The organism is Bacillus smithii (assembly GCF_001050115.1).
GTDB lineage: Bacteria > Bacillota > Bacilli > Bacillales > DSM-4216 > Bacillus_O > Bacillus_O smithii.
The window spans coordinates 2,517,472-2,538,753 of sequence record NZ_CP012024.1; the positions used below are offsets into that span (position 1 = coordinate 2,517,472).

Annotated in this window: 18 protein-coding genes and 1 pseudogene; 3 read left to right on the forward strand and 16 right to left on the reverse strand. The window is 40.9% G+C overall.

Annotation, left to right across the window (positions count from 1 at the left end; all coding sequences use genetic code 11):
* Positions 1-168: 168 nt before the first annotated feature.
* The 8 genes from BSM4216_RS11785 to sppA form a co-directional block, all read right to left on the reverse strand.
* Positions 169-675: a MogA/MoaB family molybdenum cofactor biosynthesis protein gene (locus BSM4216_RS11785; RefSeq protein WP_003355641.1), complete on the reverse strand. Its 507-nt coding sequence runs from the start codon at positions 673-675 to the stop codon at positions 169-171.
* Positions 672-1,517, reverse strand: a complete 846-nt coding sequence (locus BSM4216_RS11790) for an EcsC family protein (RefSeq protein ID WP_234395503.1) — start codon at positions 1,515-1,517, stop codon at positions 672-674. Before BSM4216_RS11790 ends, BSM4216_RS11785 begins: the two co-directional genes overlap by 4 nt.
* A gap of 370 nt (positions 1,518-1,887) precedes the next feature.
* Positions 1,888-2,868: a class I SAM-dependent methyltransferase gene (locus BSM4216_RS11795; RefSeq protein WP_244878073.1), complete on the reverse strand. Its 981-nt coding sequence runs from the start codon at positions 2,866-2,868 to the stop codon at positions 1,888-1,890.
* A gap of 302 nt (positions 2,869-3,170) precedes the next feature.
* Positions 3,171-3,671: a thiol peroxidase gene (tpx, locus tag BSM4216_RS11800; RefSeq protein ID WP_048623825.1), complete on the reverse strand. Its 501-nt coding sequence runs from the start codon at positions 3,669-3,671 to the stop codon at positions 3,171-3,173.
* Between the two features lie 198 nt (positions 3,672-3,869).
* The gene (gene ytfJ / locus BSM4216_RS11805; RefSeq protein WP_048623826.1) at positions 3,870-4,352 is read right to left on the reverse strand and encodes a GerW family sporulation protein; all 483 of its coding nucleotides are present in this window, start codon (positions 4,350-4,352) and stop codon (positions 3,870-3,872) included.
* Positions 4,353-4,369: 17 nt separating this feature from the next.
* Positions 4,370-5,065 (reverse strand): DUF2953 domain-containing protein, encoded by a 696-nt coding sequence (locus BSM4216_RS11810; protein WP_048623827.1) that lies wholly within the window; start codon positions 5,063-5,065, stop codon positions 4,370-4,372.
* 59 nt (positions 5,066-5,124) lie between these two features.
* Positions 5,125-5,670, reverse strand: a complete 546-nt coding sequence (locus BSM4216_RS11815; protein WP_048623828.1) for an RDD family protein — start codon at positions 5,668-5,670, stop codon at positions 5,125-5,127.
* Entirely contained in the window at positions 5,667-6,683 is a 1,017-nt protein-coding gene (gene sppA, locus BSM4216_RS11820) for a signal peptide peptidase SppA (RefSeq protein WP_048623829.1), read from the reverse strand. Before sppA ends, BSM4216_RS11815 begins: the two co-directional genes overlap by 4 nt.
* 321 nt (positions 6,684-7,004) lie before the next feature.
* On the opposite strand from sppA, the pseudogene BSM4216_RS17290 reads away from it, so the two are divergent.
* Positions 7,005-8,118, forward strand: a pseudogene (locus tag BSM4216_RS17290) (MFS transporter).
* A gap of 1,009 nt (positions 8,119-9,127) precedes the next feature.
* On the opposite strand, the gene rarD reads toward BSM4216_RS17290, so the two are convergent.
* The 7 genes from rarD to ezrA all read right to left on the reverse strand — a co-directional run bounded on the left by rarD (position 9,128) and on the right by ezrA (position 18,334).
* Positions 9,128-10,063, reverse strand: a complete 936-nt coding sequence (gene rarD / locus BSM4216_RS11835) for an EamA family transporter RarD (RefSeq protein ID WP_003355654.1) — start codon at positions 10,061-10,063, stop codon at positions 9,128-9,130.
* Between the two features lie 127 nt (positions 10,064-10,190).
* Positions 10,191-11,762, reverse strand: coding sequence for an amidohydrolase (locus BSM4216_RS11840; protein ID WP_048623832.1), 1,572 nt, complete (start codon positions 11,760-11,762; stop codon positions 10,191-10,193).
* A 66-nt stretch (positions 11,763-11,828) separates the two neighbouring features.
* A complete protein-coding gene (gene mbcS / locus BSM4216_RS11845) occupies positions 11,829-13,415 on the reverse strand; it encodes an acyl-CoA synthetase MbcS (protein WP_048623833.1) in 1,587 nt (528 codons plus the stop codon).
* Positions 13,416-13,798: 383 nt separating this feature from the next.
* Entirely contained in the window at positions 13,799-14,002 is a 204-nt protein-coding gene (locus BSM4216_RS11850) for an alpha/beta-type small acid-soluble spore protein (RefSeq protein ID WP_003355662.1), read from the reverse strand.
* Between the two features lie 74 nt (positions 14,003-14,076).
* Positions 14,077-15,279 carry a tRNA uracil 4-sulfurtransferase ThiI gene (gene thiI / locus BSM4216_RS11855; protein ID WP_048623834.1) on the reverse strand — a complete coding sequence of 401 codons (1,203 nt, stop codon included), beginning with the start codon at positions 15,277-15,279 and terminating at the stop codon, positions 14,077-14,079.
* 2 nt (positions 15,280-15,281) lie between these two features.
* Positions 15,282-16,424 carry a cysteine desulfurase family protein gene (locus tag BSM4216_RS11860; RefSeq protein WP_048623835.1) on the reverse strand — a complete coding sequence of 381 codons (1,143 nt, stop codon included), beginning with the start codon at positions 16,422-16,424 and terminating at the stop codon, positions 15,282-15,284.
* Positions 16,425-16,636: 212 nt separating this feature from the next.
* A complete protein-coding gene (ezrA, locus tag BSM4216_RS11865; RefSeq protein WP_048623836.1) occupies positions 16,637-18,334 on the reverse strand; it encodes a septation ring formation regulator EzrA in 1,698 nt (565 codons plus the stop codon).
* 650 nt (positions 18,335-18,984) lie between these two features.
* Here ezrA and hisJ point away from each other — a divergent pair.
* Positions 18,985-19,812 carry a histidinol-phosphatase HisJ gene (hisJ, locus tag BSM4216_RS11870; RefSeq protein WP_048623837.1) on the forward strand — a complete coding sequence of 276 codons (828 nt, stop codon included), beginning with the start codon at positions 18,985-18,987 and terminating at the stop codon, positions 19,810-19,812.
* On the opposite strand, the gene refZ is transcribed toward hisJ, so the two are convergent.
* Entirely contained in the window at positions 19,805-20,452 is a 648-nt protein-coding gene (gene refZ / locus BSM4216_RS11875; protein ID WP_003355667.1) for a forespore capture DNA-binding protein RefZ, read from the reverse strand. The two genes, hisJ and refZ, sit on opposite strands and share 8 nt — an antisense overlap.
* A 312-nt stretch (positions 20,453-20,764) precedes the next feature.
* On the opposite strand from refZ, the gene BSM4216_RS11880 reads away from it, so the two are divergent.
* On the forward strand, positions 20,765-21,250 hold the full coding sequence (locus tag BSM4216_RS11880; RefSeq protein WP_003355668.1) for a GAF domain-containing protein: 486 nt from the start codon (positions 20,765-20,767) through the stop codon (positions 21,248-21,250).
* Positions 21,251-21,282 lie beyond the last annotated feature (32 nt).

Below are 21,282 nucleotides of genomic sequence, written 5' to 3' on the forward strand. Positions count from 1 at the left end.
CACTTTTCAGCTGCTTTGATTAAATACAACATGGGACCGGCTAAGGCAACGATCGAATTAGGGTCAATTGCCATCGCCCATAACTTTTTGATACAAAGAAACCCCGACAAGATAAATTGTTTTATCTCGTCGAGGTTTCTTGTTTAAAAGGAGCTTTTAGGACAGCCCCTACTTGCGAATTTCATTTACAATATGGCGAATTTCAGGTAAGATCAATTTTTCCATCGCCAGCTTCACTGCCCCGGTCGATCCAGGCATGGAGAAAATAGCGACACCGCCGGATACACCTGCTGCTGCTCTCGATAAAATAGCCGCAGAACCGATGTCCTCTGTGTAGCTGAGCATTCGAAACAATTCTCCAAAACCTGCCAATTCCTTTTCAAATAGCGGCTTAACGGTTTCAATTGTTACGTCTCTCTTTGAAATACCGGTACCTCCATTTAAAAGAATACAATCCGCTATTTTTTTGCGAATAATTTCCGTTACAAGACGGCGAATGGATAGACTGTCATCTTTGACAATTTCATATTGAACCACTTCATGATGATGTTCCAACAATAGTTTTTGAATAAGCGCTCCGCTTTTGTCGTTTTCTTGAGTCCGAGTATCGCTCACCGTAATGACCGCAGCCTTCACATGTTGAGGCCCTCCCTTTTTGTGGTCTGACGCACTCATTTCATATCTCCTTTCTTATCCAGCAACAAGCGGTATTGGTAGTACTTCTCTGCATACTCCGTTACTTTTTTTGTGAATTGATAATTGAAATTGGCACCGATAGCCATCCGGATGAGAGGAAATTTGTCATTTTGCTTCTTTTTAAACATGTTGATGGCCATCAGCTTCATCAGCTGTTTCACGATTTCATTCAACCACAGGGGGTCCGCAAGTTGTTCAGAATCATCGTAAAAATAAACATCTTGTTTGTTTTCCAGATCTTCCAATAATTTTTTCCATCCGTAAATTTGAACCTGTTTCGGCAACACTGCTGCATGGAAGACTTTTAAGGAGATCATCGTTTCATAAGGAGATTGAACATCGAATCCGTAAGTCATAGCCGTTAGTTGAACAGCCCGAACATTAATGGCAATAAGAATGGGAAAATCGGAAACGGCCGACAAAAAGCCGCCTTTTCCGGTCATTCCTCCTTGAATAAACGAATACAAACGGTGCCGAGCCGAATGTTGTCTGTTTAAATAATGGAGCTGATCAATCGTCAATTTCCGCAAATCCGGAATATCCACGACGGAATCATCAAAAGCGCGAGCTGAAACGAGGATTCTTTCCCGAGCTTCTTCTTGAATTTGTGATCCTTGAAGCAGCGATTGAACTTGAAACATCCATTGATCCAGTTTGGTTAAAAACGCTTCCTGCCACTCCTCAGGAAAAGAGGCAAAGGTACGTTCAAGCCATTTTATGTACGTTGTTTGGAGGTCATTTCCTTCATATTCCAATAATGTTTGTTCCCATTTCAGAATTTCTTCCCAAACGGCTTCGTCTCGCTCGGTCCAATTCATCATTATTCGCACAGGGGACTCCAACTTTATGCATCCAAGAAGATGATGAAAGAAAAACATGTCCAAAACGAAATTATTTTCATTCATCATCTTTTTTCCCTAGACACATGGACAATGTAAACCACCGTATACCGTCCGGCGATGGTATACCCCATTGTCCCAACACACGCTAGCCATTGAACCCCTATGCTCCCTCCTTTCGAATTTTTATAGGAGCGCTAAATGCTGATGTTGGCCTTAAACAGGCAAATGTCAGTCTTGAAACAAAACATGGTAAAAGTTTGATCTCAACATGATTCTATTGCAGCCAATAAGGGGGGATTTGAACGGCATCGCTTCTGCAAGCCCTCTCCTTCTGAACGAAATCAGCTTATTATTGACCGCGTTTTTTCTCTAAAAACCAGCTTTCAATTTTCGCGATCATTCCTTCCATCGCTTTTTTATTGGTCAAAGATGGCAAGTCTGCTAATAACACTTGTTCAGGTGCTTTTACATCTTCGCTTTTCTTCTGCAAAATCAAAATGCTTTTGGCCGCATTTTTATTTTTAAAAACGGAAAGAGGGAGCTGTATCACTGCCTGTATATATACTTCATCTTTCAAAAAGCCTCTCAATTGATCAGCCTGAGGCGATTCAAAAAGAAAATTTGGAATCAAAAAAAATAAAAATCCGGCGGGTTTTGTATAGCGGATGCTTTGCTCGATAAAAAGATGGTGAGCATAGGAATGGCCTTCCTTCGCTTTTAACCGATAATTTTGGGCTTGATCGTCATTTGGATAATAGCCGACAGGCAAATCGCACACCACTGCATCTGCCAAATCAACGAAAAGCGGTTCCAAAGCGTCCTGATTATAAAATTGAATCGGATGCTTTAACAGATTGGCCCCTGCATAGGCAAGCTTTATTAATAAATCATCTACATCAATTCCGGTTGCATGGATGTTTTGATCAGATTGCTGATTCAAGATGGTCGTCAGCAAATTTCCGGTTCCGACCGCAGGATCCAAAAGACTGTATTGATCGTAGTCTGCCATAAATTTTTGCATGAGATAACTGACAAACAAACCAATGGAGTCCGGCGTCATTTGGTGATTTGGCTGAACGTTTTTCTTCATTCCTTTTAGGATGGCCAGTTGATAAGCTTTTCGAATATGTTCTTTTGGCATCGAATCTAATGAAATACGATCGTATTGCGTTTGAAGCTCCTTTTTTGTCTTTTCGCTGATTTCTTCTTGCAGCACCATACCTTGAAACAAGTTGTCGGCACTTTCCGCAAGAGCTTCCAGATAGGTGCAAGAAAGAGCCTTTTGCAGCATGTCCGTTGTTTGATCTAAAACATAGAATAACGATTCCATGGAAGATGTTGTATTGGTACTCACCGACATACCTCCTTTATCTCTCATTAAAATACAGAGCCCATTCAATAAAAAACCGAACAGAGATCGCATCCCTATTCGGCATGTTTTTTTCGTTTCTTCCTGATTAGCGTCCGTAAAAGCTGCATTCCGTTTCGGACGATCGGCAAAATTTCAACTGTTTGCTCACAAAAGCATGATACCTTTTCACAGGCCATCATGTCGTTTTGTTTTTTATGCAATAAACATTGTATGATGAACGTCCTATTTGGGAGATACTCTTTCGCTAAAGACGTTAGCCATTATTTTGCTTCCTTAGCAGCCTGAATGGCAGCTTCGTAATCAGGATGATTGGTTCCTTCGCTCACATATTCAACATAGGTAATTTTATCATTACTGTCAACCACAAAGACAGCCCGTGCTAAGAGACGAAGTTCTTTCATCACGACTCCATAGGCATTGCCGAAGGAAAGGTCGCGGTGGTCGGAAAGCGTAATCACATCTTCCAATCCACTTGAAGCACACCAACGTTTTTGGGCAAATGGCAGATCCGCTGATATCGTTAAAACTTTCACTCCATCCAATTTGGCTGCTTCTTCATTAAAACGGCGGGTTTGAGCATCGCATACTCCCGTATCCAGAGAGGGAACAGAGCTTAAAATCCGCACGCTTCCTTTATAGTCGGATAATTTGACTTCTGACAAATCATTGGCAAGTACGGTAAAGTCCGGCGCTTGATCTCCTACTTTTACTTCATTTCCTAAAAGAGTAACGGGATTTCCCTTAAATGTAATTTTCGCCATATCTTTTCCTCCTATTTAAGGTCTACAACTTCATCATAAAGAAATTCGGCAAAGAAATGCAAATTTCCTGTTTTTTATTCCCTATTTTTCGAACAGGGCTGCCTTATATAGGAAGATGGATTTCATTCATTTTATAAGATGAGGCAGGCCTCATCACAAAAAAGGCAGCTTCCACATAGAAAGCTCCCCTTTGTTCCTTTAAATATTAAAGTCCAAATTTTGTGATTGCTGTCCATTATTTTGACCGTTGTTTTGACTATTCGTTTGGCTGTTGTTTTGGTTTGCGCTTCCCCCATCTTTGTTTTTAAACATCCCTTGGATTTTCTCCATTGCATTAGGCGCTACATCCAAAATCCGCTCCATTAAATGGGTGTTTTCATCTACATGAAGCATCTTGTAGCCTTGGGAGTTGACGATTAAAAAAGCGATGGGTGTGATGGAAACACCGCCGCCGCTTCCCCCTCCAAAAGGAAGGCTCTCTTCTTGGCTGTTTTGCTCATCTTGATCCAGTTTGAATTCACTTCCTCCTGCCGCAAAACCAAACCCAACTTTTGAAACTGTCAATATGACACTGCCGTCCGGTGTTTCAACAGGATCTCCGATAATGGTATTCACGTCAATCATTTCTTTTAAATTTTCCATAGCTGTTGTCATTAAACCTTTAATCGGATGTTCCGACATGGGAATCCAACCTCCTGTTAGATAGAATGATGTTTATTGTTTGCGAAAGAAGACTCACGTTCTGATGGTTTTCCCTTCCAAAAACGGACTATTTTCAATCCGGCAATAATAGCATATCCTATTCGAAAATGAAGCATACACTCAAGTCGTGTCTTTGTGTAAGGAGATTGAAAAGTAGGAACAACATTTAATCTCGGCATCGTCTTTAATCGTATCCACTTACTCAATAAACCGATGAATTCACCTTTGGCTGCCCATAGTGTTCCCGTTAATATGCCGGTCCATGCAGCGTTTTTTACACCAATAGCCGATTCCCACACCAATGAATCAACTGATATATGACGGCAAAAGTGTTTCACAATCTCCTGGAGATCCTTTACTTTTTTTAAAAATTCTCTTCCCTTATGTATCATTTGTACCAGTTCTTCAGGAGTCAAGTTGTTTCGGGAGTGGTACTTCGTCCTTTTTTGATTTTTAGAAGAGACGTTGGTTTCATATTGTAAATTCCATTCATTATTTTCGGGGTTTTTTACCAACTTTAAAAACGGCACTTTTATCGTATATCTTATAAGGCCAAACCAAATCTTGAATTGGATCTGAACGTAGTCATTTTCTTTCTCATGGCAAAAAACGATGTTGATATGAAGCACCGTTGCCGAAATAACGACGATCAATACGATGATCGAGATCAGTATTGTCATGACAATTGCCATACTGCAGCCCCCTTGCCTTTCCACCATTATCGACAAAACCCCAAAAAAATAAACCTGCTTTATGAAGCAGGTTTTAAAGCTTCCACCGTTTTCTCATGAATAACGGCTGTATCAGCGAAATAATCGTGCAATCCTTGTTTTTTCGGCATAAAAGCAACCATTAAATACAGAATGACAATAGTGGTTACAATAAAGCGCCCGATCAATTCCCGAAACAAAACAACAGTCCAAGTTAAACGTTCTTCTGTCAGCGGGACGACTTTTAAGCCAAATACCATTTTTCCAATCGTTTGTCCGGTGAATTTCGTGAATAGAAGAAAATAGCCGTAAAAGAGAACGGCACTCGCCACATGGATGGGGGCAAACAGTTCATGGGCAAAAACGGGTAGATCAAGCCAGCGGAAAACCGGCAAAATCAATATCCGTTTAAGACTTCCAATCACGATTAAGTCAAGTAAATACGCCCAAAAACGCATCCAAAAGCCAGCATAGTGAGGGCCGTACAAAAAAGACTTTGCGCCCTCATGATATCCGTCATCCGCCTCTTTTTTCGTTTCAGCGGCTATTGGCTTTTCTAATTCAGGATCGTGCCTTGATTCATTCATAACGATCCCTCCTCAGAATATAAATACATGAGCCGCGGAGACTGTGAGTGAGTCAAAAGATTCATCAGCACGTTCCATTCGCCGTCCTTTTGAAACATTTTTTGCGCGCTGGCTGCAAAAAAGGAAGAAAGCCCGCTGTTCGTTTCATAACGAAATACTTCGGCACCGCTCAAATGTTTATCTTTTTTCAATTGTTTGATTGTATCATCCAAATAACCGAATTCATCAATTAAGTGAAGCTGCTTCGCCTGCCTGCCATCGTACACACGACCGTCAGCGATTTTTCTGACTTGTTCTTCCGGAATATGCCGCCCCTCTGAAATCACTTTTACAAATTGTTGATAAGAGTTGTTAATCATCGTTTGCAAAATTTGTTTCTCTTTCTCTGTCATCGGGCGGGTAGAACTGCCGATATCCTTGAAAGGACCGCTTTTAACAGTCACAAAATCCACACCGAACTTTTGCGCCAATTTGGAGTAATTCACAGTGTTCATAATCACTCCTAAAGAGCCCGTTAAAGTTTCAGGACTGGCAAAAATTTTATCTCCGGCAGTTGAAATATAATAGCCACCTGAAGCCGCCGTCGGGCCCATAGAAACATAAATCGGTTTTTTTGCCTTTTGCTTAATCTCCATTAATTTATCATGGATTTCTGCACTTTCGGCCACCCCGCCGCCCGGGGAATTGACTCTCAATATAATCGCTTTGATGCTCTTATCATGCTCCACTTTATCAAGCATTTTCATAAAATTTTCGTGGTTGTATCCCGTCTCAAAAAATGAGGCAGTCGAACCCGTATCTTGAATCACGCCATTTACTTCCAAAACCGCAATTTTCTTCAATGTGTTTCCTTTCTCGATGACATCTTCATTGAAATTTCCATCTTGGTTTGTCAGTCCTTCAAAAAGGTTTTCAACGTCTGCAGTCAGCGTGATGCTGGCTAAATTGACAATGACAGAAACTGCGAACAATATAGCCGCAATAGCCAAAGCTATTATTCTTTTCCTATTCATCCATCCTGTCCTCCAATTCTAAAATAAAGAAATTCCATTCCTGTCAATTATTGTAGCAAACCACTTGAACCTACCAAAAGCCTTTTTTGCTTTTTCGCCCCATACAGCCTTTCGTCCATTTCACTGAATTTGCCAACACATAAATCTGAGTTTACGGATTTTATGAAGCTTTTATGCATCGTTTCATTTAAAATAGTACACATCAGGGAATAATTAGAATAGAAAGAAGGAATCACAATGGATCATCAGTCCTCAAAATTGTGGACAAAACAATTTATCGTCATCTTATTAATGGCATTTCTCTTTTTTATTTGCCTCCAAATGCTGACAGCAGGCTATCCCGCCTTCATTTCGGATATTAAACATAACCCTGCACAAGGAGGCTTGATGACCACTGCCTTTATGGCAGCGGCGATTGTAACACGCCCGTTTATCGGAATACTGATGCATAAACTGAATGTGAAGCGGATGGCGATTTTTTCGCTCATCTTCGTCCTGTTGGCAATCGCATTAAGCTATAAATTGGAATCCGTTCCGATCCTTCTCCTTTTGAGAGTTTTCCATGGCATCGGTTTTGGAATCATCACAACTCTGTTGTCCACCATGGCAACCAATATTATTCCGAATCATCGTCTTGGAGAAGGGATTGGCTACTACGGGCTTTCCACCAGCCTAGGAACAAGTTTGGGACCTATGCTGGCATTGTCATTGATGGCAGCCTTCTCATTTCATGTTTCTTATCTTTTTATCTGTGTTGTTTACAGCCATTATTCTCATTCTCAGCTTTTCAATCAAAAGCTCTTCAAAGACGGACGGCAAACCGACAAATAGCCAAGCACAGTCACTTATTCAATATGCTTTCGACAAACAAGCCCTTTTGCCTTGTTTATTAATTGTTTGTTACTTTATTTCTCTTGGCGGTGTCGTGAGTTTCATGAATGAATTAGGAAAAGAAGCGAATCTGGGTGGAACGGTTTCTCTTTTCTTTCTGACCAATGCCATCGTTATGACTGTGATACGTCCCATTTCGGGCCGCCTGTATGATCATTTTGGACATAAAGTACTTATTTATCCTGCCGCAATGGCAGGCATTATCGGTCTAATGTTATTATATTTCACTTATAATACGGCGACCTTATTAATAGCAGGTTTCTTTTACGGCCTTGGATATGGAGTTATTCAGCCTTCCCTCCAAGCACTGGCTGTAAGCAGAGTGGCGCAAGACAAAAAAGGGACTGCCAACGCCATGTTCTTCTCTTCCATGGATCTTGGTATAGCGATTGGCTCCTCCGGATTAGGGGTTGTGGCCAACTCAACCGGATACCACACCATGTATGCATATAGTGTTCTTCCTATACTTTTGTTAATCATGATATATACATTTACTTTTGTCATAAACAAACATAAGGATAAAACCATCAAAAAAGCTTCCTGAACGATAAAGCCAATTTCACAACGTAATCAAAGAGCGCTGAAAAAATTCCTATCGCTGTTTGAACCATATTGGTTAAAAATTCTTCTTAGACCTTTTATCGAGTAGGAGGGAGCGATTAACTCCCGTCCTCTCACACCACCGTACGTACGGTTCCGTATACGGCGGTTCAATTAAGATAATTGACGCAAGTCTTTATAACTTCCGTGAATAGCTGTTCTCTTTATGCCAGTGGTCACTCCACCCTCCAAGAGGTCTCCCACGGGATTCACCGCTTCCTCCCTCAAGTGAGGTACTACGTTTTCTGTGTTCATCATGACTCACTGAATACCAAGGGCTATTCTCTCTTAATTGTTCGGTCCTTCTTAGTTGTTCTAGACCAACTAATACTATGACCTCTGCTGACTTCTGACGGTTCAGCTACTTATCACTAAGTAGGTTATGAAGAGTACTTCACATATCCGCCAGACCTCCCCGGGTAAGTACATGCACTTTCACACCATCTATCCGCCTCATTTACTCGATATGACCTTCGACAGAAAGAGCTTTGTTTTGTTATGCAAACTCACTCAATCATACCTAGCCTTATATGAGGTTCGTGTTCCTCGGACCGGTGTTTTGCCTCCAGCTTCCTTCAGATTCCGCGTCACCACGGACACCCTTGCTCTTGGCTAACCTCTACTTCTGTCTTCGGGGTTCGGGACTTACACCCTATAGTTCATGTACATGCCGGGCGCACATAAAAAGGATTGGCCAAGAGTCACCAATCCCTTTTGCGTGATCACTTTTCCAAGAAGAAAAAATTGAATAGAACAAGAGTTGGAATCTTTTCGGTCCATCCTCCTGACTGATCATACCTTCTCATGATGTTCCTTTGTTCCGTTCTTTTTAAAAAAGTTCTTTCGACATAGTCGAAAGAACTTTTGGATTTTATACGAAAATGTAGACTTCCCTATTTAATACTTAGATGAATGTCAAAAAAGAAGAGCCAAGGCTCTCCTTCATTGATTTTCTAGTTTTCAACAGGAATCTCACTTTTTCTTTTTGGATTCTTTCCATTTCTATGAAAGAAGCGAATTTGTGATAATGAAAATACACAAAGCGCCGCCCATATGAATGTAAAGGAAATGAATTTGATCGTCGAAAATGGTTCATGATAAATAAAAATCCCTATCAACAGAGACATGGTGGGCGTAACGTATTGCAAAAATCCAATCATATATAAAGGAATCCGCTGAGCACCTTTGGCAAAATACAAAAGAGGAACTGCCGTGACAATTCCACCGCCAATAAGCAAAAGATCGGTCGCCACACTTTGGTGGAATAGCATCAATTCACCATTGCTATTTAAATACAGTAAAAATAGCAGCGAAAATGGAGTAATCAACAGCGTTTCAAGCGTTAACCCCGTTGCGGATTCGACTTTGACTACTTTTTTGGCCAAACCATACAATCCAAAGGTGACAGCCAACCCAAGGGCCACCCATGGAAATTTTCCATACGAAATCGTAAGGATTAAAACGCCAGTAAGCGCCAAAAGAAAAGATACTACTTGAGCTTTTGACAGTTTTTCTTTTAATATCAAAACGCCTAACAGTACGCTCACAAGCGGGTTAATGTAGTACCCTAAACTTGTTTCAATGATATGATTTTGATTGACGGCCCAAATGTATAAAAACCAATTGGCACTGATCAGCACGGATGCGAAAAATAATGTCAGCCCCATTTTTGGCTGTTGAATAAGCTGCCGGAACGTTTGACGAAACAACGACCATTTCTTTGTGACCAATAGAAAACCAAGCATAAATAGAAAAGACCAAAAAATCCGGTTCGCTAAAATTTCATAAGCGGGAACTTGCTTCAGCAATTTCCAATAAAGAGGGAACAATCCCCATAGCAAGTACGAAAGCCCTGCGTATACAATCCCCAATTTCTCGTCTTTTTTCATCCCTGTCTCCCCCTTCTGTCCAATGATAATATCGATGTTTATTTTCCCAACTGATAAATTTCCTAACAAGACTTGGGCGAATCAGTTGATTTTCACTAAAAAGCCGTTCACCCGTTTGAATATAGGTCTAGTAAGCAGTATAAACGATCTCATCGTCTATCACCGTCATTACTGCTTTCGTTTTTGAAATCTCCTCTTGAGAAATATGGAATACATCACGATCCACAATGGTAAAATCAGCTTTGTATCCTCTTTGTATCTTGCCTCGATCGTGTTCGTGATGACAAGCAAAAGCACTTCCTTTTGTGTAAAGCGAGATGGCTTCATAGACAGTTAGATTCTCATCCGTACGGCCATCGGCTCTTTCTACGACAGCGCCAATGTGCTTAAAAGGATTCACGTCTTCAATAGGAGCATCCGAGCCGCCGGCACAATGTATCCCTTCTGTTAAGATCGTTTTCCACGGAGATACGTACTGCTGCAGACATTCCGGCAAACGTCCTGTATAGGAAACATCGGAACGAATAAAACCAGGCTGAATATCGAGTATAAGATGGTTTTGTTGTTTTAGTCTTGCGATTAAATCATGTCGCAAAATATTTGCATGAATAATCCTGTCTCTTTTTCCTTTCGCCGATGGATATTGTTCCACTACATCCAATACCCGCTCCACAGCTAAGTCGCCAATGGCATGAACAGCAACCGGCAGCCCCATTTCTCGCGCTTTTTTTACCATTTCGACCAACTGGCCATTAGGATGGATTTCCAAACCGTTCGTTTCCGGATCGTCTTGATATGGCGAACTTAATAAAGCGGTTCGGCTGCCCAAAGAGCCATCAGCAAAAATTTTCATAGCTCCGAATTCCAAAAATGGAGTGCCAAATAAAAAGTCAAATCCCGCTTTCCTCCATTCATCTATAACTTCATGATGCACTAATAAATGGGTCCGGAATTTCCGGTTGCTTCGATGAATCACGTGCTCAAAAGCGCGATACGTCCGCCAAAAATCTCCATAATAATTCAAGTCTTCCGTGTGGGCTCCTGTCAATCCATTCTCCCAACAATGTTGAATCCCTGTTTCGAGAATTTTCTTCAAGTCGTCATTTGTATACTCGGGAAGCGTCTGAAACATTCTGTCAATGGCGCGATCTTTTAAGATTCCTGTTAATCGTCCGTCCTCATCCCGTTCGATTTTCCCACCTTCAGGATCAACAGATGTTTCATCAATCCCCGCTTTCTTTAAAGCTGGGGTATTCGCTACAACCGTGTGTCGGCACACCTTTTTTAAAAGAATTGGAATCGTGTCTGAAATTTGATCAAGATCGTCTTTTGTCAATATTTCGCCTGTCGACCAGCGACTTTCATCCCATCCTTCACCGATCAGCCATTCGCCTTCTTTTAGAGAAGAAATTTTTTCTTTGACAGCAGCTAAAACGTCTCTCTTGGATTTCATCTCGGTGAAATCCAGTCGATCGAGTTTTTCTCCCAGACCCAGCAAATGCATATGGCTATCGACAAATCCCGGAAACATTACGGCACCATCCAGTGAAATGGTGCGGTCAAAAGGGGCATGACACAACTCCGCTTCCTTCTTTGAACCGGCAAATAAGATCGTGCCATTTTCTGTCACAACTGCTTCACATGTTTCGTTTTCTTTATTCATCGTAAAAATCTTTCCATTATGCCAAAGGGTTTTCATATCGGATTCCTTCCTTTTGAACAAAATGGAAAACAGGCAGCTTGTGCCGCCTGTTTTTCTTCAAGCTTAGCTCAATGCTTGCAGCTCTTTGTTTCTTAACTCCACCCGTCTGATCTTGCCTGAAGCCGTTTTAGGCAGTTCATCCACAAATTCAATTTTTCTCGGATATTTGTATGGAGCCGTCACTTTTTTCACGTGTTCTTGCAATCGGGGAATTAAGTTAGGATCGTTTTTGTCCACTCCTTCTTTTAAGATGACAAAAGCTTTTACTACATTCCCTCTTACCTCGTCAGGACTCGCCACAACAGCGCATTCTTTGACATACGGATGCTTAACGAGAGCATCTTCCACTTCAAACGGGCCAATGGTATAGCCGGAACTGATAATAATGTCATCGCCTCGACCCTCGAACCAAAAATATCCATCCTCGTCTTTTTTGGCTCTGTCCCCGGTAATATAGTACTCTCCTCGAAACTGCTTAGCCGTTCTTTCCGGATCTTTATAATATTGTTTAAACAAAGCCGGAGTTGACACATGGACGGCAATATCGCCTACTACGCCAGGTGGACAAGGATTCCCGTCGTCATCAATAATTTCCACGTGGTTTCCAGGCGTTGGTTTTCCCATGGATCCCGGACGAATCTCCATGTCCTTCGTCACACCGACGAGAAGAGTGCTCTCCGTTTGTCCATAACCATCGCGGACATAAATTCCAAATTGTTTTTTAAAGATCTCGATGACTTTTCTGTTCAGAGGCTCTCCTGCAGAAACAGCACTGTGTAGATGATCCAGACGATAATCGCCCAAATTGTCGACTTTCGCCATTAATCGATACTCAGTCGGTGTACAACATAGCACATTGACTTTATATTTTTCCAAAAGGTGTAAAAATTTCTTTGGATTGAATCGGCCATTATAGACAAGTCCTGTTGCTCCTGACCCAAGAACGGACAAAAATGGGCTCCAAATCCACTTTTGCCAGCCCGGTCCGGCTGTAGCCCATACGATATCGTCTTTTCCAATGCACAGCCAATTAGGAGCCGCCGTTTTTAAATGTGCATAGCCCCATCCATGAGTATGAACAACCCCTTTAGGATTTCCGGTCGTTCCCGAAGTATAAGGCAAAAAGGCCATATCATCACTTCGTGTATCGGCCATTTCCAATGAATCAGACTGTTTTTCCGCTTCTTCTTCTAAAGACAGCCATCCTTCGCGTTTTCCGCCAAATACAAACGGCAGCAATTTTCCGTCTATAAACTTCTCTGTTTTTTCAAATTCCCCGACAAGGGAATGATAAGAAACGACGGCTTTTACATCTCCATGTTCAATACGATAGTTCAAATCTTTCGTTCTTAGCATTTCCGAACAAGGAACCACGACTAATCCCGTCTTTAGAGCAGCCGTATAAATTTCATAAGCTTCAATTAAGCGTGGGGTCATGACTAAAATAATGTCCCCTTTTTTCAAGCCTCGACTCAAAAAGGCATTTCCAATTCGATTGGCGTTTTGAATCAATTGTCTATATGTAATTTCTCTTGTATCTCCATTTTCATTTTCCCATTTGATCGCCACTTTTTTTGGATCGGAAGCATATTTTTCGAATTCCATTACGATATTGTATTTTTCTGGCGCCAACAAATCCTCTCTTTTCATCCAGAGATCCCTCCTTAATCTTGCTAGCTACTCCCGGCTTTCGCCTTTTTAGGAGCGGGGCATAATCATGAGGCCTTTCGCCAGAAGTATTTGGCAGGCTCGCATTCGCCTCGCTTTTTCATGAAGAGCTCCTTTCACGATAAACACTTACGTATAAAAAAAGACCCTTCTAAAGTACCTATCACTGCTTGTCTTTTCACATAGATCCATTATATCAAAATGATCCACACAATTTGAATCAAATTTTCGATCGGGTATTGTAAACTGACTGCAAAGTTTCGAACAGAAAGAAGCAAGGGTTTCCCCTTGCTTCTAAAGTTTGACGCTTCCATTTATTTATGGTTCTTATTGAAGAAATCATTTTATCGAAGGAAATAGTATCTTTATCTTGATAAACCGTTTAACTGCTGTTCTGCCATTTGGATTAATCGTTTTGTCATTTCTCCACCGACAGAACCGTTGGCGCGTGCTGTTGCATCCGGCCCAAGCTGCACACCAAATTCTTGCGCGATTTCTGCCTTCATTTGTTCAAGAGCATTTTCTACACCGGGAACTAAAAGCTGGTTAGACCGATTATTTCTAGCCATCCATTTTCACCTCCCTGTATTCATTAAAATGTGCATAATCGGTCCGCTTTATTCCCGATGCAGTTCACAATACGTCAAAATAGGTCTTGAAACTCTTTCGATTCAAACTCTTCGCTGATCAAGAGCGTTTCTGTTTTTTCAACCGCTTCTCTTACATAAGGTTCAAAATCAAAAAAGCTTTCGTAGTGTTCCACCCTTTCCAATTTTGGTTTTGTCTTTGGAGAAGGCGGTGTAAAAATAGTGCAACAATCTTCATAAGGAAGAATGGATATATCATGCGTTCCAATTTTTCGAGAGATTTCAATAATTTCCAGTTTATCCATGGCAATGAGCGGTCTTAGAACGGGTGTACTGGTCACATCATTGATGGCCAGCATACTTTCCATTGTTTGACTGGCTACTTGTCCCAAGCTTTCCCCAGTGACAAGTGCAAGTCCGCCGTTTTTCTTCCGGATTTCATCCGCAATGGTTAACATAAATCTTCTTGTCGAAGTCATCGTGTAATTAGCCGGAACCGTTTCATGGATTTTTTGCTGGATTTCTGTAAACGGAACAATATGAAGTTTAATGGTTCCACCAAAGGATGTTAATTTTTTCGCCAAATCAATGACTTTTTGCTTAGCTCGTTCGCTTGTGTAAGGAGGACTAAAAAAGTGAACAGCCTCTATTTCTACTCCCCGTTTCATCATCATGTAACCTGCAACAGGGCTGTCAATTCCCCCCGACAACAGCAACATTGCTTTTCCGCTTACACCGGCCGGAAGTCCTCCAGCTCCTTTGACCCACTCGCAGGATAAAAATACGCCCTCTTTTCGAACCTCTACTAAAAGTTCAATATCAGGATGCTTCACGTCGACCTTAATTCCGTCTATGTTTTTTAAAATGTGAGCCCCCAAAACAGAGTTCATTTCCTGGGAATCGATTTCAAACGTCTTATCCGAACGTCTTGCATTAATTTTAAACGTATTCCCAGGCGAAAAATTGGCTTTAACGAGCGTAAGCGCTGCTTCTTTGACTTTTTCGATGTTCTTCTCCGTCCGTACTACCGGGCTAAACGATTGAATTCCGAAAACATTCGATAGTTTTTCTTTGATTCTTTCATAGGAAGCCTCATTTAGAAGAAGATACATGCGGTCTCTTCCTGCCTGAATTTGGATATTCCCTTCATTTTTCATGATATCTTTTATATTTTTTTTCAGTTTCGTCACAAAAACATTTCGGTTTCTGCCTTTTGTCGACAGCTCCCCGTATCGAATTAACACGCGATCGTAAATCATGGTCATCTCCTCTTTGTTTTCGTAATCGTAGGCAATAATTCTTTTAACGTCGTGATAAATTCTTTTGCCTCTTCCATTGTGTTTTCATACGATAAACTGATGCGAACGCTGAAATCTGCCTCTTTTTCCGGTACTCCCATAGCCAGTAATGTACGGCTCGGCTGATTTTGCCGCGAAGAACAAGCACTTGTAGTCGACAGAAAGATCCCTTTTGATTCCAGCGCATGAACGAGCACTTCGCCTCGAACACCGGATATGGCAAAATTAATGATATGAGGCGCCCCGGAATCCGGAGAATAAATCGTGACGTCTTCTATAGAGCGCAAACTCTTGAATAAATAACGGCGAATATTTTCCATTTCTTTCAAAGCCGTCTTTTGCTTTTCCATGGTCATTCGCAAAGCTTTTGCCATGGCAACAATCCCACCGGTGTTTTCAGTTCCGCTTCGCACATTTTTTTCTTGGCTTCCTCCTGAAAATAGCGGCGAAATTCGAATGCCTTCTTTTATATAAAGAATGCCGGTTCCTTTTAAACCGTGGAATTTGTGTGCGGAAATAGAACAGAAATCAATGATTCCGTCAGACAGAGGCAAAGGAATTTTCCCCGCTCCTTGAACATGGTCAACATGGAAGAAAATTTTCGGGAAATTTTTCAATAGTTTTCCAATTTCTTCGACCGGTTGTATAGACCCAATTTCATTGTTGACATGCATAACGGAAACGAGAATGGTTTCCGGCCGAATCGCTTTTTCCACATCTTCCACTCGAACCATTCCTTTTTTATCCACAGGCAAATAAGTGACTTCAAAGCCAAGATCCTCCAACTGCTTGCATGCATTGTGCACGGAAGGATGTTCAATCGAAGTCGTGATAATATGGTTTCCTCGATGGCGGTATTGCAACGCAGTCCCCTTAATCGCCAAATTATTCGATTCTGTTCCGCCGGAAGTGAAAAACACTTCACTTGGTTTGCAACGAAGCAAAGAAGCAATCTGCTTTCTCGCTTCAGTCAATAATTTTTCCGCTTGTCCTCCAAAAGAATGGAGGGAAGACGGATTCGCATAAAAATTCTCATTTATTTTTAAAAATGACTCCATTACTTCCTTATATGGTTTTGTTGTGGCACTGTTATCGAAGTAAATCATAATTCACACCTTCTCTGTGAATGATTTCTCACACTCAAATACTAATAATAACATAGCCTGAAGTAGGGAACAATCAGAAAGAAAGCAGCTTATCATTCTAAAAGACAGAAAAAAAGAAAGCAGACGATTCAAAGTAAGATTCGAACTCTTCCCCACAATCTAAGCCTGTTCTTAAATGGGGAGGCCAAATCCATTTGAATCAGCCGCTTTCTTTAGTCTTTACCATCCATATTCAATAGATCCGATAGTTTTTTCAAAAATTGAGGATCCACTTTTTCCACTGCAGCTGCAGCTTGCTCAAGCGCCTCGCTGAATTCATAATTTCTAAAAGCTTTTTCCGCTTCTATCAGTTTTTCCCGAACGTTCGGATATTGGCTCCGATAACGATTACCATACTGGATGACTTTTTCCGCCAAAAACACCTGTTCAATCAATTCATCTGTTTTTTGATTGAGAACTTCCACCGCTTCCACAGCCAGTTCCAGCTTGTCTTGAACTTGGTTCATGTTCAACGGCTTCATTTGAAGGCACTGAATGACCTCATTGATTCGTTCTGATGCATCCTCCATCAATGATTTATAGGAATCCGGCAAGCCGGGCACATTGCTTTTCGCCACTTTACGATGGGATTCGTGAATCATTCTTCTCAATTCTTCCAATTTATCTCTAGCGGCTAATTCATCTTTTCGCAAGTTCCCTAAAAACTCCGCAAATCTCTCCTGCTCTTCTTGAAGCGATTCAATGCTTTTTCGAATCTCCATTAAATCATCGTTCAACAGCGAATAAGCAGACTGTTTGGCAAATATTTTACTGGACACGATTTCATACCGTTTCTCCAACAGAGACAATTCTTTATCTAATTTCTTTGGCACATCAATTTGTTCGTCTACTAAATGATAACTTTCTTGAACAAGTTGGGTTTCTTCTTTCAGTTTTCTGTTGTTTTTTTTCAGTTTTTGCAGCAGCTCAAATGTTTGGTTGTTGTTTTGGATTATGTCATGCTTTGCTTTCACTTCTTTTTCCAACAATTCATACAGAAGGTCAATATTTTCCCTCGTCTCGTTCAACGAATCTTCTACTTCTTGAATTTCGGTTTTCGCGATTAAATCTTTATAAAGATCCAGCTCTTTCCGGATTCTCGCAATTTCTTTATCAAGCTGCAAATGATTAAGAATATACCCTTGCTCTTCCATTTCTTTATATCCTTCTTCAAGCTCATCCAGCTGGGAAGGAAGCAAGCTTGTGCATTCCGGAATCAGCACCGGTATACGCTCCATCTTATGCAGCAAATCCGCCATTTCTTCTTTCAGATTCAATACAAGCTCTCTTGCTTCCAAATAGTTCCCCTCAGCGGTCAGTTCTTCAAATTGATCGAATTGAGAGGACAGACTATCAAGCTTTATTTCCAATATAGGTGCGGTTTTTCCGTATGTATGACGATGAGCAAGCAGTCTTTTTCGAGCGGAACGATATTTTTCTTTTATCTCTTCCATATCTCTGCGGTTCTTTTCTTCACTGCCTACTAGTTCATTCAGCTCTTGCAATAAATTATCAATTTTCTCCTCTGCACTGTCCAAATTTTCTTCAATTTGTCTCATGATTTCTTGTGCTTTTCGAAAACGGTATTTGTCAATGCAACTCTCGGCATCTATCAGCTTTTCATCGATTGCCGGCAACTCCGTCGTAATGATTTCATCCCATGTTTGACGCCACCGTTCAAATAATTCTTCCGTTTGTCCAGTCATATTTAATTTTTTTACTTTTTTCAATTCATCCGCTACAGGTCGATTCATAATTTCGATTTTGCGTTTGTCCAATTGATCTACAACTTGATACTTTTTTCTTTTCATTAAGAAACCTATTGTGACCATTATGATGATCAATAAGAATGTGCCGATGACGAACTCCATCGTAAGCCCCCTGTTCCACATATGCCGTACTTTCTCTAAATAAACCCCGCTTTATTGTCCATAATTTCCCGCCTGTAAAAGAGGGGGACGGACTAATCCAGCTCCGGCTCCTAGGTGCTCGAGGTCACAATCCATCTTGCTGCGGTGGTTGAAATACTACCTCCTCGCAAGCTGTCTTGTGCTTGTCGCACCTACAGTCGCCTCACTTTTTTATTAATCCTTCTGCGGCTTAAGCCTCTGTTACAAAATCCCTTCCGGCTCTCTGCCTTCCGCCAAATCCCGCCGTGAGATATTTTGATTCAAAGGCAAACGCTGCTCTTATATGATATATAACTTATCCTTGTCCCTTCACCCAACAAGGATCCGTTACGGATAGTTCATCGTTTTATCGTAAAAATATCTTAATGTAAATATGATACCATGTGAATGATCTTTTTTGACAAATAAATTCTAATTTTTTACCAGGAAACTCAAAAATTTGATACACTTTTATTCATACGAAAGAAATATCTTTTCATCGAGGATCCGACTTTCGATTCTCTCATTAAAATTGACTTTGCCGATCAATTATAATAAAGGTTTCGTTTCTAATCTTTATTTTAGCTTATTTCCATCATAAATTCGAGCATTTGAAAGGAGAAATACTATTTATGAGGGTCGATGGTCATATTCACACTCCTTATTGCCCGCACGGAACCAATGATTCTTTCGAGTCGTACATAGAAACAGCCATTTCTCTTGGCTTTGAAAAAATAACCTTTACCGAACACGCCCCGCTTCCGGACGGATTTATTGATACGACTCCGACGAAAGACAGCGGTATGGATCCCGGCCAAATCGATGATTACATAGAAGAAGTTTCCGAATGGAAAAAGAAATATAAAGGGATCATTGATATCCAAATTGGACTGGAAGTGGATTACATCGAGGGGTACGAGCAAAAAACAAAAGAATTTTTGAATCGATACGGGCCGCTTTTGGATGATGCCATTTTATCCGTCCACTTTCTAAAAAAAGGGAATGAGTGGTACTGCCTTGACTACAGCGCTGAGCTCTTTGGAAAGATCGTTGATGTTTTCGGCTCCGTTGAAAAGACATATGAATGCTATTACGAGACGGTATTAAAATCCATAGCGGCAGATCTTGGCCCATATCGCCCGGCAAGAATCGGCCATGTCACGCTTGTTCGCAAATTTCAAAACAAATTTCCTTGCCGAAAATCTTTTGACCATATGATTGAATCGATTTTATCGGCTGTAAAGAAAAATAGCTTTTCCTTAGATTACAACGGTGCAGGCGTCCACAAACCGGATTGTCTGGAACCATACCCGTCGAATGACATCGCTTTGAAAGCAGCTGAAATGGGCATCCCTCTTATTTATGGATCAGACGCCCATCAAGCAAAGGATCTTGGCCAAGGCAGAAAAAAGATGATCTTTTCTCTTCTTGAGGACGGCTCCGGCAAAACAGTCAAATAATTTTTCTGTCAAAATGACGCGTTTCTTGCAAGGAGCATAACGTTGAGTCGATCCAACGCTCGATCATGATCATGTATTTTTCAACAAAATATTTTTCTTGAGGGAATGTGTGCCAAACCTCCCGCAAATATTGACTTTGTAAAAACGGCATCGTCAGCAGCGATTTTAATTGAATGATCACTAAGCTTTCCGGAAGATTGGCGAAAATTCCCTCTTTGATTCCTTGTTCCAGGATCAAATGAAAAAGATATTTTTCCTTCACTAAATAGGACGCAATGATTTCACGCGAAATTTGGGAGTCAATAGACACTTCCCTCCAGACAAAACGAGTCAATAAATGATTTTCTCTTTGAAACGAAAGTATGCTCTTCAAGCCTTGTTTTAAGCATTCGTCCGGGGGCGCCATTTCAAGTAAAAATACTTTTTCTTCCAGACAAGACAAATAGCCTTCAAAAAATTGGGTTAAACACGCTTCCAATAATCCTTGTTTTCCTTTAAAATAATAGGAGATATTCGCTGGGTTTACTTTCGCTTTTTTGGCTATGTCCCTTACCCCGGTTCCGTCATAGCCTTTTGTATTAAAAAGAACAATGGCTGCGTCCATAATTAATTCTTTCGTTTCCTTTAATGTTGCGTTCATTTTCTTCCCTCTTCTCTCCTTAATTGATCGCGATGTTTAGGACAAAACAAAAACTGGGATTTTTGATTTCATTGATCGATCAGAATTTTCTGTTTTTTGACTGTTTGCCTTTCCCGTTTGAGAAATCGGGGATTCTCTTTGTTGCAAGGATGCGAATGACGGTGACGTGCCCATTGATTATGTCTGCAACCTATCAAAGCTGTAAAACTTATTCTTTATCAAATTTCGGATTCATACGTAAAAATCCTTTATAATTTTATCGACATTTTCTTTCAGAATCGACGTGAATTTTCAGAGAGAAGGGTGATCATGATGTTTCAAGCAGAAACGTACAAAGGCTCTAAAGAAGAGCAGTATCAACTCGTCATCAAACAATTGAAAGCCTTGATGGAGTCCGAAACGAACAGAATCGCCAATTTAAGCAATGCTTCCGCTTTATTAAATCAATTTCTTAAAGAAATAAATTGGGTCGGTTTTTATTTATATGAACAAGAAAAAAATGAACTTGTCCTCGGACCGTTTCAAGGACTGCCGGCCTGCGTCCGCATCCCGCTCGGAAAAGGGGTTTGCGGAACAGCCGCAGCAGAACGAAAAACCATCCGCGTAGAAGATGTCCATCAATTTCCCGGCCATATCGCCTGTGATGCCGCTTCCCAATCGGAAATAGTCGTTCCGATGATTAAAGCGGGACAGTTAATCGGTGTTCTCGATATCGACAGTCCGATTATCAATCGTTTTGATGAGATCGATCAAAGCATGTTGGAACAATTTGTTCATGCTTTAGTGGAATTTTTATAAGAAAGGCTTGTTTGCTTTCGAAAAAAGAGGCA

Excerpts from the sequence above, each read along its gene's own strand:
- BSM4216_RS11840 (WP_048623832.1), bottom strand. The coding sequence starts at position 11,762 with ATGAAAACCCTTTGGCATAATGGAAAGATTTTTACGATGAATAAAGAA.
- BSM4216_RS11785 (WP_003355641.1), bottom strand. The coding sequence starts at position 675 with ATGAGTGCGTCAGACCACAAAAAGGGAGGGCCTCAACATGTGAAGGCT.
- BSM4216_RS11790 (WP_234395503.1), bottom strand. The coding sequence starts at position 1,517 with ATGATGAATTGGACCGAGCGAGACGAAGCCGTTTGGGAAGAAATTCTG.
- sppA (WP_048623829.1), bottom strand. The coding sequence starts at position 6,683 with ATGAATAGGAAAAGAATAATAGCTTTGGCTATTGCGGCTATATTGTTC.
- mbcS (WP_048623833.1), bottom strand. The coding sequence starts at position 13,415 with ATGAAAAGAGAGGATTTGTTGGCGCCAGAAAAATACAATATCGTAATG.
- hisJ (WP_048623837.1), top strand. The coding sequence starts at position 18,985 with ATGAGGGTCGATGGTCATATTCACACTCCTTATTGCCCGCACGGAACC.
- BSM4216_RS11795 (WP_244878073.1), bottom strand. The coding sequence starts at position 2,868 with ATGGAATCGTTATTCTATGTTTTAGATCAAACAACGGACATGCTGCAA.
- thiI (WP_048623834.1), bottom strand. The coding sequence starts at position 15,279 with ATGATTTACGATCGCGTGTTAATTCGATACGGGGAGCTGTCGACAAAA.
- BSM4216_RS11860 (WP_048623835.1), bottom strand. The coding sequence starts at position 16,424 with ATGATTTACTTCGATAACAGTGCCACAACAAAACCATATAAGGAAGTA.
- rarD (WP_003355654.1), bottom strand. The coding sequence starts at position 10,063 with ATGAAAAAAGACGAGAAATTGGGGATTGTATACGCAGGGCTTTCGTAC.
- ytfJ (WP_048623826.1), bottom strand. The coding sequence starts at position 4,352 with ATGTCGGAACATCCGATTAAAGGTTTAATGACAACAGCTATGGAAAAT.
- tpx (WP_048623825.1), bottom strand. The coding sequence starts at position 3,671 with ATGGCGAAAATTACATTTAAGGGAAATCCCGTTACTCTTTTAGGAAAT.
- BSM4216_RS11815 (WP_048623828.1), bottom strand. The coding sequence starts at position 5,670 with ATGAATGAATCAAGGCACGATCCTGAATTAGAAAAGCCAATAGCCGCT.
- refZ (WP_003355667.1), bottom strand. The coding sequence starts at position 20,452 with ATGAACGCAACATTAAAGGAAACGAAAGAATTAATTATGGACGCAGCC.
- BSM4216_RS11810 (WP_048623827.1), bottom strand. The coding sequence starts at position 5,065 with ATGGCAATTGTCATGACAATACTGATCTCGATCATCGTATTGATCGTC.
- BSM4216_RS11880 (WP_003355668.1), top strand. The coding sequence starts at position 20,765 with ATGTTTCAAGCAGAAACGTACAAAGGCTCTAAAGAAGAGCAGTATCAA.
- BSM4216_RS11850 (WP_003355662.1), bottom strand. The coding sequence starts at position 14,002 with ATGGCTAGAAATAATCGGTCTAACCAGCTTTTAGTTCCCGGTGTAGAA.
- ezrA (WP_048623836.1), bottom strand. The coding sequence starts at position 18,334 with ATGGAGTTCGTCATCGGCACATTCTTATTGATCATCATAATGGTCACA.